Origin of the sequence: Escherichia sp. WS2035 (genome assembly GCF_046487065.1) — a bacterium.
In the GTDB taxonomy this organism is placed as follows: Bacteria; Pseudomonadota; Gammaproteobacteria; order Enterobacterales; family Enterobacteriaceae; genus Escherichia; species Escherichia coli.
This window is the reverse complement of record NZ_JBJQKD010000021.1, coordinates 19,456-35,138: the sequence shown is the minus strand read 5'-3', so window position 1 is coordinate 35,138 and position 15,683 is coordinate 19,456. Positions and strand designations below refer to the sequence as shown.

The following is a 15,683-nucleotide window of genomic DNA, read 5'->3' as shown; positions in this document are numbered from 1 at the left end:
ACCCTTCGATGAATAAGCTGGTTTCTGATGGCAGCGTCAAAAAAATAAATTATCCGGTGCTGTATGAGTCCGGAATAACACCTCCGTTATGTGAAGTCAGTGCACCAGAACCTGATGCGGGTGGGAAACGCATTGTGGCATATGTTTATAAATCATCACGGAGTACGGTTTTTGAAAATCCTGACATTGTAAAAACCTGTACGGTCAGGGATTTGAAGAAGGATTTTGTGAACTGCGATGAGAAAGGTGAGGGACAATGAAACAGATTTCTTTCTTTATTCCTCTGCTGGGGACCTTATTACTTTCCGGCTGTGCCGGAACCAGTACGGAATTTGAGTGTAACGCCACCACATCCGATACCTGTATGACGATGGAGCAGGCCAATGAGAAGGCCAAAAAACTGGAGCGGTCCTCAGAAGCAAAGCCGGTTGCGGCATCACTGCCGCGCCTGGCTGAAGGGAACTTCCGGACAATGCCGGTGCAGACCGTCACCGCGACCACTCCGTCCGGCAGCAGACCTGCGGTGACAGCACATCCGGAGCAGAAACTGCTGGCACCTCGCCCGCTGTTTACCGCTGCCCGGGAAGTGAAAACGGTTGTTCCGGTCAGTTCAGTTACGCCGGTAACACCTCCTCGTCCGCTAAGAACGGGTGAGCAGACGGCAGCATTATGGATAGCGCCTTATATTGATAACCAGGATGTTTATCATCAGCCATCCAGCGTGTTTTTTGTTATTAAACCGTCTGCGTGGGGAAAACCACGTATTAATTAACTGGCCCTGAAGTTGTATATCAGCCGGCAATGCCGGCGGGCTTTCTGTATTCAAAATCTGCCTGTAAAACGAGTGCCCTGTGCGTGAAAAGGGATGGGCGGTAGCGTGTCAGAATATGTCGGGAGGAATATTCCGTGAGTGATGAAGCCGATGAAGCATATTCAGTGACAGAACAACTGACCATGACAGGAATAAACCGGATACGCCAGAAAATAAATGCTCATGGTATTCCTGTTTATCTCTGTGAAGCATGCGGAAATCCTATTCCGGAAGCCCGGCGGAAAATATTTCCCGGTGTGACGTTGTGCGTTGAATGTCAGGCGTATCAGGAAAGACAGAGAAAACATTATGCATAAGTCAGTCGCAGAACATAGTGATTTAATTCCGGATGAACATGAGTGGATATTCAGAAAACAGAAATCTTTGTATATGCGCCGGGAAATGGCGCGTTAATTACAGGTATTCCCTTCATGGCTACCGCATTTCTCGCTTTATTTTTCAACTAAGGAATTCATGTGAATAACCCACTTGAGGCCGTCACTCAGGCGGTTAACTCCCTCGTCACAGCACTGAAACTGCCTGACGAATCCGCAAAGGCCAATGAAGTTCTGGGCGAAATGAGCTTCCCGCAGTTCAGCCGTCTGCTGCCGTACCGTGATTACAACCAGGAATCCGGTCTGTTCATGAATGACACCACGATGGGCTTTATGCTGGAAGCCATTCCCATCAATGGGGCGAATGAGTCCATTGTGGAGGCCCTCGATCACATGCTGCGCACCAAACTGCCGCGCGGTATTCCGTTGTGTATCCATCTGATGTCCAGTCAGCTGGTTGGTGACAGGATTGAATACGGGCTGCGTGAGTTCTCCTGGTCAGGTGAACAGGCTGAACGGTTTAACGCCATTACCCGGGCCTATTATATGAAAGCGGCAGCGACACAGTTTCCGCTGCCGGAGGGGATGAATCTGCCCCTGACCCTGCGCCATTACCGGGTGTTTATCTCGTACTGTTCTCCTTCGAAGAAAAAAAGCCGGGCCGACATTCTGGAAATGGAAAACCTGGTGAAAATCATCCGGGCGTCGTTACAGGGGGCCAGTATCACCACACAGACGGTGGATGCACAGGCCTTTATCGATATTGTCGGGGAGATGATTAACCATAACCCGGACTCCCTGTACCCGAAAAGACGCCAGCTGGACCCGTATTCTGATCTGAATTATCAGTGTGTGGAGGACAGTTTTGACCTGAAAGTCCGGGCTGATTACCTGACGCTGGGCCTGCGTGAGAGCGGCAGGAACAGTACGGCCCGCATCCTGAATTTCCATCTGGCCCGTAACCCGGAAATCGCTTTTTTGTGGAACATGGCCGACAACTACAGCAACCTGCTGAACCCGGAGTTGTCCATCTCCTGCCCGTTCATCCTGACGCTGACTCTGGTGGTGGAAGACCAGGTGAAAACCCACAGCGAAGCCAACCTGAAGTACATGGACCTGGAGAAAAAGTCGAAGACCTCCTATGCCAAATGGTTTCCGTCCGTGGAGAAAGAAGCGAAGGAGTGGGGGGAACTGCGTCAGCGGCTGGGCTCCGGTCAGTCCTCTGTCGTGTCCTACTTCCTCAACATCACAGCCTTCTGCAAGGACAATAATGAAACGGCACTGGAAGTGGAGCAGGACATCCTGAACAGCTTCCGTAAAAACGGTTTTGAGCTGATTTCACCGCGCTTTAACCACATGCGCAATTTCCTGACCTGTCTGCCCTTTATGGCCGGGAAAGGGTTGTTTAAACAGCTGAAAGAGGCCGGAGTGGTACAGCGCGCAGAGAGCTTTAATGTGGCCAACCTGATGCCGTTAGTGGCGGATAACCCCCTGACACCGGCAGGTCTGCTGGCACCCACCTACCGTAACCAGCTGGCGTTTATCGATATTTTCTTCCGGGGGATGAATAACACCAACTATAACATGGCGGTCTGTGGCACCTCCGGGGCCGGTAAAACCGGGCTGATACAGCCACTTATCCGCAGCGTGCTGGACTCCGGAGGCTTTGCCGTGGTGTTCGACATGGGGGATGGATACAAGTCCCTGTGTGAGAACATGGGCGGGGTGTATCTGGACGGTGAAACCCTGCGCTTTAACCCGTTTGCGAACATCACCGATATTGACCAGTCAGCGGAGCGTGTCCGTGACCAGCTGTCGGTGATGGCCAGCCCCAACGGTAACCTGGATGAAGTGCATGAAGGTCTGCTGCTGCAGGCAGTCAGGGCATCATGGCTGGCCAAAGAGAACAGGGCACGTATTGATGACGTGGTGGATTTCCTGAAAAACGCCAGTGACAGCGAGCAGTATGCCGAGTCACCGACCATCCGCAGCCGTCTGGACGAAATGATTGTGCTGCTTGACCAGTACACTGCTAACGGCACTTATGGCCAGTATTTCAACTCCGATGAGCCGTCCCTGCGGGATGATGCGAAAATGGTGGTGCTGGAGCTGGGCGGACTGGAAGACCGTCCGTCCCTGCTGGTTGCGGTGATGTTCAGCCTTATCATTTACATTGAGAACCGGATGTACCGCACGCCGCGTAACCTCAAGAAACTGAACGTCATTGATGAAGGCTGGCGTCTGCTGGACTTCAAAAATCACAAGGTCGGTGAATTTATTGAGAAAGGCTACCGTACCGCCCGCCGTCATACCGGTGCCTATATCACCATCACCCAGAACATCGTCGACTTTGACTCTGACAAGGCCTCCAGTGCGGCCCGTGCAGCATGGGGTAACTCCTCCTACAAAATTATCCTCAAACAGAGTGCGAAGGAGTTCGCGAAATACAACCAGCTGTATCCGGACCAGTTCCTGCCACTGCAGCGTGACATGATTGGTAAGTTCGGTGCGGCCAAAGATCAGTGGTTCAGTTCCTTCCTGCTGCAGGTGGAAAACCATTCCTCCTGGCACCGCCTGTTTGTGGACCCGTTAAGCCGCGCCATGTACAGCTCTGACGGCCCGGATTTTGAGTTTGTGCAGCAGAAACGTAAAGAGGGGCTGAGTATTCATGAGGCAGTGTGGCAGCTGGCGTGGAAGAAGTCAGGGCCGGAGATGGCTTCGCTGGAAGCCTGGCTGGAAGAACATGAGAAATACAGGAGTGTTGCATGACCACAACGCAAAAAACGACTGACGTTACAGCCCCCCGACGCAGCCACTGGTGGTGGACGGTGCCGGGATGCCTGGCAATGGTGTTACTGAACGCAGCCATCAGTTACGGCATTGTCAGACTGAACGCACCGGTGACTGCCGCCTTCAACATGAAACAGACCGTGGATGCGTTTTTTGACAGCGCCAGTCAGAAACAACTGTCAGAAGCACAGTCAAAAGCCCTTTCAGCGCGTTTTAACACGGCACTGGAAGCCAGCCTGCAGGCATGGCAGCAGAAACACCACGCGGTCATTCTGGTGTCGCCTGCCGTGGTACAGGGGGCTCCGGATATCACCCGGGAAATCCAGCAGGATATCGCCCGGCGAATGAGGGCGGAGCCATGAGATGCCGGGGGCTGATTGCCCTGCTGATATGGGGGCAGAGTGTGGCCGCCGCCGATCTTGGTACCTGGGGCGATCTGTGGCCGGTAAAGGAGCCGGACATGCTGACGGTGATCATGCAGCGCCTGACGGCACTGGAGCAGTCCGGTGAGATGGGCCGGAAAATGGATGCCTTTAAGGAGCGGGTGATCCGCAACAGTCTGCGGCCCCCTGCCGTGCCCGGTATCGGACGCACGGAGAAATACGGCAGCCGGTTGTTTGACCCGTCCGTCAGACTGGCTGCGGATATCCGGGATAACGAAGGGCGGGTGTTTGCCCGTCAGGGTGAAGTGATGAATCCGCTGCAGTATGTTCCTTTTAACCAGACGCTGTATTTCATCAATGGCGATGATCCGGCGCAGGTGGCCTGGATGAAACGCCAGACGCCGCCCACACTGGAGAGCAAAATTATCCTCGTGCAGGGCAGTATCCCGGAGATGCAGAAGTCTCTGGACAGCCGTGTTTACTTTGACCAGAACGGTGTGCTCTGCCAGCGCCTCGGCATTGATCAGGTCCCGGCACGGGTGAGCGCCGTTCCCGGCGATCGCTTCCTGAAGGTGGAATTTATTCCGGCAGAGGAGGGCAGAAAATGAAGCGAAGCCTGTGGCTGCTGATGTTATTCCTTCTCGCCGGTCATGTCCCTGCAGCGTCTGCGGATTCTGCCTGTGAGGGGCGTTTTGTAAACCCGATCACGGATATCTGCTGGAGCTGTATTTTCCCGCTCTCGCTGGGCAGTATCAAAGTCAGTCAGGGTAAGGTCCCCGACACGGCGAACCCGTCGATGCCCATTCAGATTTGTCCGGCACCGCCGCCGCTGTTCAGGCGTATCGGGCTGGCCATTGGTTACTGGGAGCCGATGGCGCTGACGGACGTCACCCGATCACCGGGATGCATGGTTAACCTGGGCTTCAGCCTGCCGGCTTTTGGTAAAACGGCACAGGGAACGGCGAAAAAGGATGAGAAGCAGGTGAACGGGGCGTTCTATCACGTTCACTGGTACAAATACCCGCTGACGTACTGGCTTAACATCATCACATCGCTGGGCTGTCTGGAAGGTGGTGACCTGGATATCGCTTATCTTTCTGAAATCGACCCCACCTGGACGGACAGCAGCCTGACCACCATTCTCAATCCGGAAGCTGTCATCTTTGCCAATCCGATAGCACAGGGGGCCTGTGCAGCAGATGCCATTGCCAGCGCCTTTAATATGCCTCTCGATGTTCTGTTCTGGTGTGCCGGTTCGCAGGGCAGTATGTACCCGTTCAATGGCTGGGTGAGTAATGAGTCCAGTCCGTTGCAGTCCTCCCTGCTGGTCAGTGAACGCATGGCGTTCAAGCTGCACCGTCAGGGCATGATTATGGAAACCATCGGGAAAAATAACGCCGTCTGTAATGAATATCCGTCCCCAATCCTGCCCAAAGAACGCTGGCGTTACCAGATGGTGAATATGTACCCGGACAGCGGACAGTGCCACCCGTTCGGGCGCAGTGTGACCCGCTGGGAAACCGGGAAAAATCCGCCCAATACAAAGAAAAACTTCGGCTACCTGATGTGGCGTAAACGTAACTGTGTCTTCCTGTGAGGTGAATGATGAAGCTGAGTATGAAATCTCTGGCAGCACTGCTGATGATGCTGAACGGGGCGGTTATGGCGTCAGAAAACGTGAACACTCCTGAAAACCGCCAGTTCCTGAAGCAGCAGGAAAATTTAAGCAGACAACTGCGTGAAAAACCTGACCATCAGCTGAAAGCCTGGGCGGAGAAGCAGGTGCTGGAAAACCCCCTTCAGCGTTCAGATAACCATTTCCTGGATGAGCTGGTTCGTAAACAGCAGGCTTCGCAGGACGGGAAACCCCGGCAGGGTGCTCTGTATTTTGTGTCGTTTTCCATTCCCGAAGAGGGGCTGAAACGAATGCTGGGCGAAACCCGGCACTACGGTATACCCGCCACACTGCGGGGCATGGTGAACAATGACCTGAAGACCACCGCTGAAGCCGTGCTGTCCCTGGTGAAAGACGGCGCGACTGATGGTGTTCAGATCGACCCGACGCTGTTTTCACAGTACGGCATTCGCAGTGTACCGGCACTGGTGGTGTTCTGCAGTCAGGGATACGACATCATCCGGGGAAACCTGCGGGTCGGCCAGGCGCTGGAGAAAGTGGCCGCCACGGGTGACTGCCGGCAGGTGGCTCATGATTTACTGGCAGGGAAAGGAGTTTCCGGGAAATGAAACGTATTTTACCTCTGATACTGGCTCTGGTTGCCGGCATGGCACAGGCTGACAGCAACAGTGATTACCGGGCCGGTTCTGATTTTGCTCACCAGATCAAAGGGCAGGGAAGCAGCAGTATTCAGGGCTTTAAGCCACAGGAGAGTATCCCCGGCTATAACGCGAATCCGGACGAGACAAAATACTACGGTGGCGTGACTGCCGGCGGGGATGGCGGCCTGAAAAATGACGGCACCACGGAATGGGCGACCGGTGAAACCGGAAAAACCATCACAGAGTCATTCATGAACAAGCCGAAAGACATTCTTTCACCGGATGCACCGTTTATCCAGACCGGCAGGGATGTGGTGAACCGGGCTGACAGCATTGTGGGAAACACCGGGCAGCAGTGCAGTGCGCAGGAGATTAGCCGGAGTGAATACACGAATTACACCTGTGAGCGGGATTTACAGGTGGAGCAGTACTGCACACGAACTGCCCGTATGGAGCTGCAGGGGAGTACCACATGGGAAACCCGGACGCTGGAGTATGAAATGAGTCAGCTACCTGCACGTGAAGTGAATGGTCAGTATGTTGTCTCCATTACCTCTCCCGTTACCGGTGAAATTGTCAATGCGCATTACAGCTGGAGTCGTACTTACCTGCAGAAGAGTGTACCTATGACAATTACAGTACTGGGAACCCCACTGAGCTGGAATGCCAAATACTCAGCAGATGCCTCATTTACACCAGTACAGAAAACACTGACTGCCGGTGTTGCTTTTACGTCATCTCACCCCGTCCGGGTCGGGAATACAAAATTCAAACGTCATACGGCAATGAAGCTGCGTCTGGTTGTCAGGGTAAAAAAAGCCTCGTACACCCCGTATGTTGTCTGGTCTGAAAGCTGCCCGTTCAGCAAGGAGCTGGGGAAACTGACAAAAACAGAATGTACGGAGGCTGGCGGGAACAGGACGCTGGTGAAAGACGGTCAGTCATACAGCATGTACCAGAGCTGCTGGGCATACCGGGACACGTATGTCACACAGTCAGCAGACAAGGGAACCTGTCAGACCTACGCCGACAATCCTGCCTGTACCCTGGTGTCACACCAGTGCACCTTTTACTCCGAAGAAGGTGCCTGTCTGCATGAATATGCCACGTACTCCTGTGAGTCAAAAACATCCGGGAAAGTGATGGTCTGTGGGGGAGACGTCTTCTGTCTCGATGGCGAATGCGATAAGGCTCAGAGCGGGAAGAGTAATGATTTTGCCGAAGCCGTTTCTCAGCTGGCGGCACTGGCCGCAGCAGGTAAGGATGTTGCGGCGCTGAACGGGGTGGATGTCCGTGCTTTCACCGGTCAGGCGAAATTTTGTAAGAAGGCTGCAGCCGGATACAGCAACTGCTGTAAGGACAGCGGCTGGGGACAGGATATCGGGCTGGCCAAATGCAGCAGTGATGAAAAAGCCCTGGCTAAAGCAAAATCAAACAAACTGACCGTCAGTGTCGGAGAGTTCTGTTCGAAGAAAGTGCTGGGTGTCTGCCTGGAGAAAAAACGCAGTTACTGTCAGTTTGATTCGAAGCTGGCGCAGATAGTCCAGCAGCAGGGGCGCAACGGACAGCTGCGTATCAGTTTTGGCAGTGCGAAGCATCCTGACTGTCGGGGGATTACGGTTGATGAGCTGCAGAAAATTCAGTTCGACAGACTGGATTTCACTAACTTCTACGAAGACCTGATGAATAACCAGAAAATCCCGGACAGTGGTGTTCTGACGCAGAAAGTGAAAGAGCAGATTGCTGACCAGCTGAAACAGGCAGGACAGTAAGGTAGGGAAAATAACCGGGGAAAATGATGAAAGTCATATTCACGTCGAACCGTTTTATTGATTTTCTTATCCGGCTTTTGATTACAGCGATTGTCATTTCCCCGGTAATTATCTGGTCGTGGGATACGGTAAAAGAAACCACTGCAGGTGAGATACTTGCTGCTGCTTTCGTTATTTTTTACTCCGGTGTGCTCCTGTTTATTCTGTATTTTTGTTTTTCTGCCCTGACTGACCTGCAGAAACCTGATGAAAGAAAAAGTGATGAAAGGAATGAAGATGAATAAAGCATTACTGCCACTGTTACTCTGCTGCTTTATTTTTCCGGCGTCAGGAAAAGATGCAGGCTGGCAGTGGTATAACGAGAAAATAAATCCGAAGGAAAAAGAAAATAAACCAGTACCTGCAGCCCCCCGTCAGGAGCCGGACATTATGCAGAAACTGGCCGCACTGCAGACGGCAACAAAGCGGGCGCTGTACGAAGCTATTCTGTATCCCGGCGTGGATAATTTTGTGAAATATTTCCGGCTGCAGAATTACTGGACTCAGCAGGCCGGGCTTTTCACCATGAGCGCCAAAAAAGCCATGCTGGCGCATCCCGAACTGGACTATAACCTGCAGTACAGCCATTACAACGGCACGGTCCGGAACCAGCTGGCGGCAGACCAGGTGCAGCAGCGACAGGCCATTGCGAAACTGGCTGAACACTACGGCATCATGTTCTTTTACCGGGGGCAGGGCCCCATCGACGGGCAGCTGGCGCAGGTCATTAATGGCTTCAGGGATACCTATGGTCTGAGTGTTATTCCCGTTTCCGTGGATGGCGTGATTAATCCGCTGTTGCCGGATTCCCGGACTGACCAGGGGCAGGCGCAGCGCCTCGGCGTGAAATATTTCCCGGCCATGATGCTGGTTGACCCGAAACAGGGCAGTGTTCGCCCGTTATCATACGGTTTTATTTCGCAGGACGACCTGGCAAAACAATTCCTGAACGTTTCTGAAGATTTTAAACCCAATTTTTAATCGCGGATTTGATTTATGAGTGAAGATTGTTTGAAAATGTTTACAGGTGTTGTTCTGTTAATATTTGTCATTATTGCCGGTTATTTCTTTTCTGAGCGTAATGACAGGAAAATGTTTCTCCTGAGCTCACTGGTTTTCCTTGTTATTAATATCGCGTGTTTATATGTGCTGACTGCCAGTCTCTGGTTTCTGTGTGGTGCAATTATGAATCAGGGCGCAGCAATGGTTGTTCCAATGGTTATTGGCTCATTACCGAACGTTACGAGCTTCGACGGGTTCAGAAGAATATTTATCTGTATTATGTTGTCATCAGTATGGTCCGGAGTGATGTGGTTTTTTATAAGGGGGCTTATGACAGGCTAAGTCATATAAAACGGTAATAAAAACCATACAAAATAATGAGGTTGATCTGATTAATATCACACAAACGCGAATATTACAGACATAAATACTCTCATGTAAATAATAACCGGAGTTTAACATGATAAGTAAACGCAGATTCTCTTTACCCCGGCTTGATATTACGGGAATGTGGGTATTTTCCCTGGGTGTCTGGTTTCATATCGTCGCCCGTCTTGTTTACAGCAAACCCTGGATGGCTTTTTTTCTGGCGGAGTTGATTGCGGCCATCCTTGTGCTGTTCGGCGCATACCAGGTGCTGGATGCATGGATTGCCCGTGTCAGCCGGGAAGAGCGTGAGGCACTGGAAGCCAGGCAACAGGCCATGATGGAAGGGCAGCAGGAGGGCAGACATGTCTCTCATTAAATCACTGTTGTTCACCCTGTTGCTGGCAGCCGCTGCCGTGCAGGCCTCCACCCGGGATGAAATTGAACGACTCTGGAATCCGCAGGGCATGGCCGCGCAGCCTGCACAACCGGCAGCAGGCACGTCAGCCAGGACAGAAAAGCCGGCTCCCCGCTGGTTCCGCCTCAGCAACGGCAGGCAGGTTAACCTGGCCGACTGGAAGGTGGTGCTGTTTATGCAGGGGCATTGCCCTTACTGTCACCAGTTTGACCCGGTACTGAAACAGCTGGCACAGCAGTACGGCTTTTCCGTTTTTCCCTACACCCTGGATGGTCAGGGGGATACCGCCTTTCCGGAAGCATTACCGGTGCCACCGGACGTGATGCAGACCTTCTTCCCGAATATCCCGGTGGCCACACCGACCACCTTCCTGGTCAACGTCAACACGCTTGAGGCATTACCGCTTTTACAGGGGGCAACGGATGCCGCCGGTTTTATGGCGCGGATGGATACCGTTCTGCAGATGTACGGAGGAAAAAAAGGTGCGAAATAAGCAGGTGGTGTTACTCATTGCCGGAATATCCGGCATCGCGACGGGAATAATCGTCAGCCTGAATATCCCCTTTATCCATCAGGGGCTTTTTTATCCCGCCAGCCCTGTAGAAATTGTCGTTTCGCTGTGCCTTACCTTTTCTGTTTCTGTTGTGTTTTTTGTGGGGGCAATTGTGGGATGGATTTCGGTGTCTGAAATATATTACAGCCGCAGGACTGGACGGAAATATCGGGATATTCCTGCTGAAATGTCGTATGCGCCGGGAGAACAAATTAAGGGAGGGCAAGAATGATGCCACGCATTAAACCTCTTCTGGTTCTTTGTGCTGCTTTACTGACGGTCACACCCGCAGCGTCAGCGGATGTGAACAGCGACATGAATCAGTTCTTTAACAAGCTGGGCTTCGCCTCCAATACCACACAGCCGGGCGTCTGGCAGGGGCAGGCCGCCGGTTATGCTTACGGTGGCTCCCTGTATGCCCGTACTCAGGTCAAAAATGTTCAGCTGATTTCCATGACGCTGCCGGATATCAATGCCGGATGTGGCGGCATCGACGCCTATCTCGGCTCGTTCAGTTTTATTAATGGCGAGCAGCTGCAGCGTTTTGTTAAGCAGATTATGAGCAATGCTGCCGGTTACTTTTTTGACCTTGCCCTGCAGACAACGGTGCCGGAAATCAAAACCGCAAAAGACTTCCTGCAGAAAATGGCAAGCGACATTAACAGTATGAACCTCAGTTCCTGCCAGGCTGCACAGGGGATTATCGGCGGGCTCTTCCCCCGGACGCAGGTGTCCCAGCAGAAAGTCTGTCAGGACATTGCCGGTGAGAGCAATATTTTTGCTGACTGGGCGGCTTCCCGGCAGGGATGTACCGTTGGCGGGAAATCTGACAGTGTCAGGGATAAAGCCAGCGACAAGGATAAGGAGCGGGTGACCAAAAACATCAACATCATGTGGAATGCGCTTTCCAAAAACAGAATGTTTGACGGCAACAAAGAGCTGAAAGAGTTTGTGATGACGCTGACCGGCTCACTGGTGTTTGGGCCTAACGGCGAAATCACACCCTTGTCAGCCAGAACCACTGACCGCTCAATTATCCGGGCCATGATGGAAGGCGGCACAGCAAAAATTTATCACTGCAACGATTCTGATAAATGCCTGAAAGTGGTGGCAGACACACCGGTGACCATCAGCCGGGATAATGCACTGAAGTCTCAGATTACTAAACTTCTGGCCAGCATTCAGAACAAGGCTGTCAGTGACACGCCTCTGGATGACAAGGAAAAAGGCTTTATTTCCAGTACCACCATCCCCGTCTTCAAATACCTGGTTGACCCGCAGATGCTCGGTGTTTCCAACAGTATGATTTACCAGCTGACGGACTATATCGGTTACGACATCCTGCTGCAGTACATTCAGGAGCTGATACAGCAGGCCAGGGCGATGGTGGCCACAGGAAATTATGACGAAGCAGTTATCGAACATATTAACGACAACATGAATGATGCCACCCGGCAGATTGCGGCGTTTCAGTCACAGGTGCAGGTACAGCAGGATGCGCTGCTGGTTGTCGATCGTCAGATGAGCTACATGCGTCAGCAGCTTTCCGCCCGCATGCTCAGTCGTTACCAGAACAACTATCACTTCGGAGGGAGCACGCTGTGAATGAAGTTTATGTGATTGCCGGTGGTGAGTGGTTGCGGAATAACCTGAACGCCATTGCCGCCTTTATGGGAACCAGGACGTGGGATTCCATTGAAAAAATTGCGCTCACATTGTCTGTTCTCGCGGTGGCCGTGATGTGGGTACAGCGGCACAACGTGATGGATTTGCTGGGCTGGGTGGCCGTGTTTGTGCTTATCAGCCTGCTGGTTAATGTCCGCACATCGGTGCAGGTTATTGATAACAGTGACCTGGTCAAAGTTCACCGGGTGGATAATGTGCCGGTCGGACTGGCGATGCCACTTTCACTGACGACCCGTATCGGGCATGCAATGGTGGCCAGTTACGAGATGATCTTCACGCAACCGGACAGCGTCACCTACAGCAAAACGGGGATGCTGTTTGGCGCAGAACTGGTATCAAAAAGCACCGACTTTTTGTCCCGGAATCCGGAAATCACCAATCTTTTCCAGGATTATGTGCAGAACTGCGTGATGGGGGATATTTACCTGAACCACAAATATACGCTGGAGGAGCTGATGGCCTCCGCTGATCCCTACACGCTGATTTTTTCCCGCCCCAGCCCGCTGCGGGGCGTTTATGACAGCAATAATAATTTCGTAACCTGTAAGGACGCTTCGGTTTCGCTGAAAGACAAGCTGAATCTGGACACACAGAGTGGCGGAAAAACCTGGCATTATTATGCCCAGCAGCTATTTGGCGGACGCCCTGATCCTAACCTGCTGTTCAGTACGCTGATTGGCGACAGTTACAGTTACTTCTATGGCTCAAGTAAATCAGCCAGCCAGATCATCCGCCAGAATGTCACCATCAATGCGCTGAAGGAGGGGATCACCAGTTATGCCGCACGTAATGGTGATTCGGCCAGCCTGGTGAATCTGGCCACCACGTCATCGATGGAGAAACAACGTCTGGCACATGTCTCCATCGGTCATGTGGCGATGCGGACACTGCCCATGACGCAGACCATCCTGACGGGGATCGCCATCGGTATTTTCCCGCTCCTGGTACTGGCGGCTGTCTTCAACAAACTGACGCTGTCCGTCCTGAAAGGCTATGTGTTTGCCCTGATGTGGTTGCAGTCATGGCCAATGTTGTACGCCATTCTGAACAGCGCCATGACATTTTATGCAAAGCAGAATGGTGCACCGGTGGTGCTCTCGGAAATTTCACAGATACAGCTGAAATACTCCGATCTGGCTTCCACTGCCGGGTATCTTTCCATGATGATCCCGCCATTATCCTGGATGATGGTCAGGGGGCTCGGGGCAGGATTTTCCAGTGTGTACAGCCATTTCGCTTCCTCTGCTATCAGCCCGACCGCCAGTGCAGCAGGCAGTGTGGTTGACGGTAATTACTCCTACGGCAACATGCAGACGGAAAACGTGAACGGCTTCAGCTGGAGCACCAACAGCACCACGTCGTTTGGTCAGATGATGTACCAGACCGGCAGTGGCGCAACCGCCACACAGACCCGTGACGGTAATATGGTGATGGATGCAAGCGGAGCGATGTCCCGGTTACCGGTCGGCATCAATGCAACGCGTCAGATTGCGGCGGCACAACAGGAAATGGCCCGGGAAGCATCGAACAGAGCAGAAAGTGCCCTGCATGGGTTCAGCAGCAGTATTGCCAGTGCCTGGAACACGCTCAGTCAGTTTGGTTCTAACCGGGGGAGCAGTGATTCTGTCACCGGTGGTGCTGACAGCACGATGAGTGCACAGGACTCCATGATGGCCAGCCGTATGCGCAGTGCAGTGGAAAGCTATGCGAAGGCGCATAATATCAGTAATGAGCAGGCGACTCAGGAACTGGCATCAACAAGTACCAGGCTATCTGGTGGAATGTATGCTGATGCTCATGCTGAATGGGGGGTTAAACCTAAAATTCTTGGTGTTGGTGGTGGGGTAGGCATCAGAGGTGGATTTAAGGGGAGCCTGGATGCAACGGATGATGACTCACATTCAGCAAGTAGTGGCAGCAGGGCTACCCATGATGCTCGCCATGATATCGATGCTAAAGCCAGTAAGGACTTTAAAGAGGCCAGCGATTACTTTACCAGTCGCAAAGTCAGTGAATCCGGCAGCCATACTGACAATAATGCCGATTCCCGCGTGGACCAGTTGTCTGCAGCCCTGAACTCAGCGAAACAGAGTTACGACCAGTACACGACGAATATGACCCGCAGCCATGAATATGCTGAAATGGCATCCCGTACTGAAAGCATGAGTGGGCAGATGAGCGAAGATTTGTCGCAACAGTTTGCACTGTATGTGATGAAACACGCACCGCAGGATGCCGAAGCTATTCTGACAAACACCAGTTCACCGGAGATTGCAGAACGCCGTCGGGCGATGGCATGGTCTTTTGTTCAGGAACAGGTGCAGCCTGGTGTTGATAATGCCTGGCGTGAATCCCGTGGGGATATTGGTAAAGGAATGGAGAGCGTACCTTCGGGTGGTGGCAGCCAGGATATTATTGCTGACCATCAGGGGCATCAGGCCATTATTGATCAAAGAACGCAGGACAGTAATATCCGTAATGATGTAAAACATCAGGTTGATAATATGGTCACAGAATATAAAGGGAATATCGGAGATACTCAGAATAGTATTCATGGCGAAGAAAATATTGTAGACAGACAATATTCAGAGTTAAAAAATAATCACAAACAGGAAGAAATTCAACAAAACAACAGATATAATGAAGAAAATAAACGACAGAAATTAATGCCAACACCGTCTGAAGATGCATTAAAACAGATGGTGGATGATAAGAAAGAACGATTGAAGGGGCCATTATGATCACTCACTATGATATAAAAATGGAGATGCAAAAACTAAAGGAGGTACTCTCTGTAGAGGGTGTTAATATCCCATCATTATTACAAGTCATAAAGCCGGGAACTTATGTGTTTTTATGGGTTTTATTATGGCCAACTTTTCTGCGTTTAGTATCGGTTAAAAGTGATGTCAGGGATGTTGGCTTTGATATATGTGCTAGTGGAATGATGGGGTTCCTGCTTTTTGTGGCTATTACAAATGGAATGATGTTATACCTTGCGATTCCTGATAGTTTCAGAAAGGATTCAAAAATAATAAATTTTATGTATTCTAAGAGTAAGACATATATTTTGTTGTTTTTGATTGTTTTTTCTATGGTTTCGTTTATGCATTCTATCTTATATGTTTTTGCACTAATGATTACATTCATATTATTTTTCTTGGTGTATACCATAGATATAAATCGTTATAATCTCTCAGCTATAGCCTCAGTAATAGGACTGTTCAAAAAAGAGTCTGTTAGTTAAAAGG

General features: G+C 51.5%; 18 protein-coding genes. All 18 read left to right on the top strand.

The window, feature by feature from the left end:
* Positions 1–8: 8 nt before the first annotated feature.
* Positions 9–260 carry a conjugal transfer protein TrbG gene (trbG, locus tag ACJHX4_RS24185; RefSeq protein ID WP_001038342.1) on the top strand — a complete coding sequence of 84 codons (252 nt, stop codon included), beginning with the start codon at positions 9–11 and terminating at the stop codon, positions 258–260.
* The gene (traV, locus tag ACJHX4_RS24180) at positions 257–772 is read left to right on the top strand and encodes a type IV conjugative transfer system lipoprotein TraV (RefSeq protein ID WP_000809841.1); all 516 of its coding nucleotides are present in this window, start codon (positions 257–259) and stop codon (positions 770–772) included. The genes trbG and traV overlap by 4 nt, the downstream gene beginning before the upstream one ends.
* Positions 773–906: 134 nt before the next feature.
* On the top strand, positions 907–1,128 hold the full coding sequence (traR, locus tag ACJHX4_RS24175) for a conjugal transfer protein TraR (RefSeq protein ID WP_001278689.1): 222 nt from the start codon (positions 907–909) through the stop codon (positions 1,126–1,128).
* Between the two features lie 159 nt (positions 1,129–1,287).
* On the top strand, positions 1,288–3,915 hold the full coding sequence (gene traC, locus ACJHX4_RS24170; RefSeq protein WP_001064252.1) for a type IV secretion system protein TraC: 2,628 nt from the start codon (positions 1,288–1,290) through the stop codon (positions 3,913–3,915).
* The gene (gene trbI / locus ACJHX4_RS24165) at positions 3,912–4,298 is read left to right on the top strand and encodes a type-F conjugative transfer system protein TrbI (protein ID WP_000214082.1); all 387 of its coding nucleotides are present in this window, start codon (positions 3,912–3,914) and stop codon (positions 4,296–4,298) included. Before traC ends, trbI begins: the two co-directional genes overlap by 4 nt.
* Positions 4,295–4,927: a type-F conjugative transfer system protein TraW gene (traW, locus tag ACJHX4_RS24160; RefSeq protein ID WP_001203720.1), complete on the top strand. Its 633-nt coding sequence runs from the start codon at positions 4,295–4,297 to the stop codon at positions 4,925–4,927. Before trbI ends, traW begins: the two co-directional genes overlap by 4 nt.
* Entirely contained in the window at positions 4,924–5,916 is a 993-nt protein-coding gene (gene traU / locus ACJHX4_RS24155; protein WP_000830839.1) for a conjugal transfer pilus assembly protein TraU, read from the top strand. The genes traW and traU overlap by 4 nt, the downstream gene beginning before the upstream one ends.
* Before the next feature lie 8 nt (positions 5,917–5,924).
* Entirely contained in the window at positions 5,925–6,563 is a 639-nt protein-coding gene (gene trbC / locus ACJHX4_RS24150; protein WP_000777693.1) for a type-F conjugative transfer system pilin assembly protein TrbC, read from the top strand.
* On the top strand, positions 6,560–8,368 hold the full coding sequence (gene traN, locus ACJHX4_RS24145; RefSeq protein ID WP_000821846.1) for a type-F conjugative transfer system mating-pair stabilization protein TraN: 1,809 nt from the start codon (positions 6,560–6,562) through the stop codon (positions 8,366–8,368). The genes trbC and traN overlap by 4 nt, the downstream gene beginning before the upstream one ends.
* 26 nt (positions 8,369–8,394) lie before the next feature.
* The gene (locus ACJHX4_RS24140; protein WP_000864325.1) at positions 8,395–8,652 is read left to right on the top strand and encodes a conjugal transfer protein TrbE; all 258 of its coding nucleotides are present in this window, start codon (positions 8,395–8,397) and stop codon (positions 8,650–8,652) included.
* A complete protein-coding gene (gene traF / locus ACJHX4_RS24135) occupies positions 8,645–9,388 on the top strand; it encodes a type-F conjugative transfer system pilin assembly protein TraF (protein WP_001514239.1) in 744 nt (247 codons plus the stop codon). The genes ACJHX4_RS24140 and traF overlap by 8 nt, the downstream gene beginning before the upstream one ends.
* 15 nt (positions 9,389–9,403) lie before the next feature.
* A complete protein-coding gene (gene trbA, locus ACJHX4_RS24130) occupies positions 9,404–9,751 on the top strand; it encodes a conjugal transfer protein TrbA (RefSeq protein WP_001287677.1) in 348 nt (115 codons plus the stop codon).
* A gap of 118 nt (positions 9,752–9,869) precedes the next feature.
* Positions 9,870–10,154, top strand: a complete 285-nt coding sequence (traQ, locus tag ACJHX4_RS24125; protein ID WP_000624110.1) for a type-F conjugative transfer system pilin chaperone TraQ — start codon at positions 9,870–9,872, stop codon at positions 10,152–10,154.
* Positions 10,141–10,686 (top strand): type-F conjugative transfer system pilin assembly thiol-disulfide isomerase TrbB, encoded by a 546-nt coding sequence (trbB, locus tag ACJHX4_RS24120; RefSeq protein WP_000052618.1) that lies wholly within the window; start codon positions 10,141–10,143, stop codon positions 10,684–10,686. Before traQ ends, trbB begins: the two co-directional genes overlap by 14 nt.
* Entirely contained in the window at positions 10,616–10,978 is a 363-nt protein-coding gene (gene trbJ / locus ACJHX4_RS24115) for a P-type conjugative transfer protein TrbJ (RefSeq protein WP_010379880.1), read from the top strand. The genes trbB and trbJ overlap by 71 nt, the downstream gene beginning before the upstream one ends.
* Positions 10,978–12,351, top strand: a complete 1,374-nt coding sequence (gene traH / locus ACJHX4_RS24110; RefSeq protein ID WP_001137358.1) for a conjugal transfer pilus assembly protein TraH — start codon at positions 10,978–10,980, stop codon at positions 12,349–12,351. Before trbJ ends, traH begins: the two co-directional genes overlap by 1 nt.
* Positions 12,348–15,173, top strand: a complete 2,826-nt coding sequence (gene traG, locus ACJHX4_RS24105) for a conjugal transfer mating-pair stabilization protein TraG (protein WP_001007045.1) — start codon at positions 12,348–12,350, stop codon at positions 15,171–15,173. Before traH ends, traG begins: the two co-directional genes overlap by 4 nt.
* Positions 15,170–15,679, top strand: coding sequence for a conjugal transfer entry exclusion protein TraS (traS, locus tag ACJHX4_RS24100; protein ID WP_000628099.1), 510 nt, complete (start codon positions 15,170–15,172; stop codon positions 15,677–15,679). The genes traG and traS overlap by 4 nt, the downstream gene beginning before the upstream one ends.
* Positions 15,680–15,683: the final 4 nt, after the last annotated feature.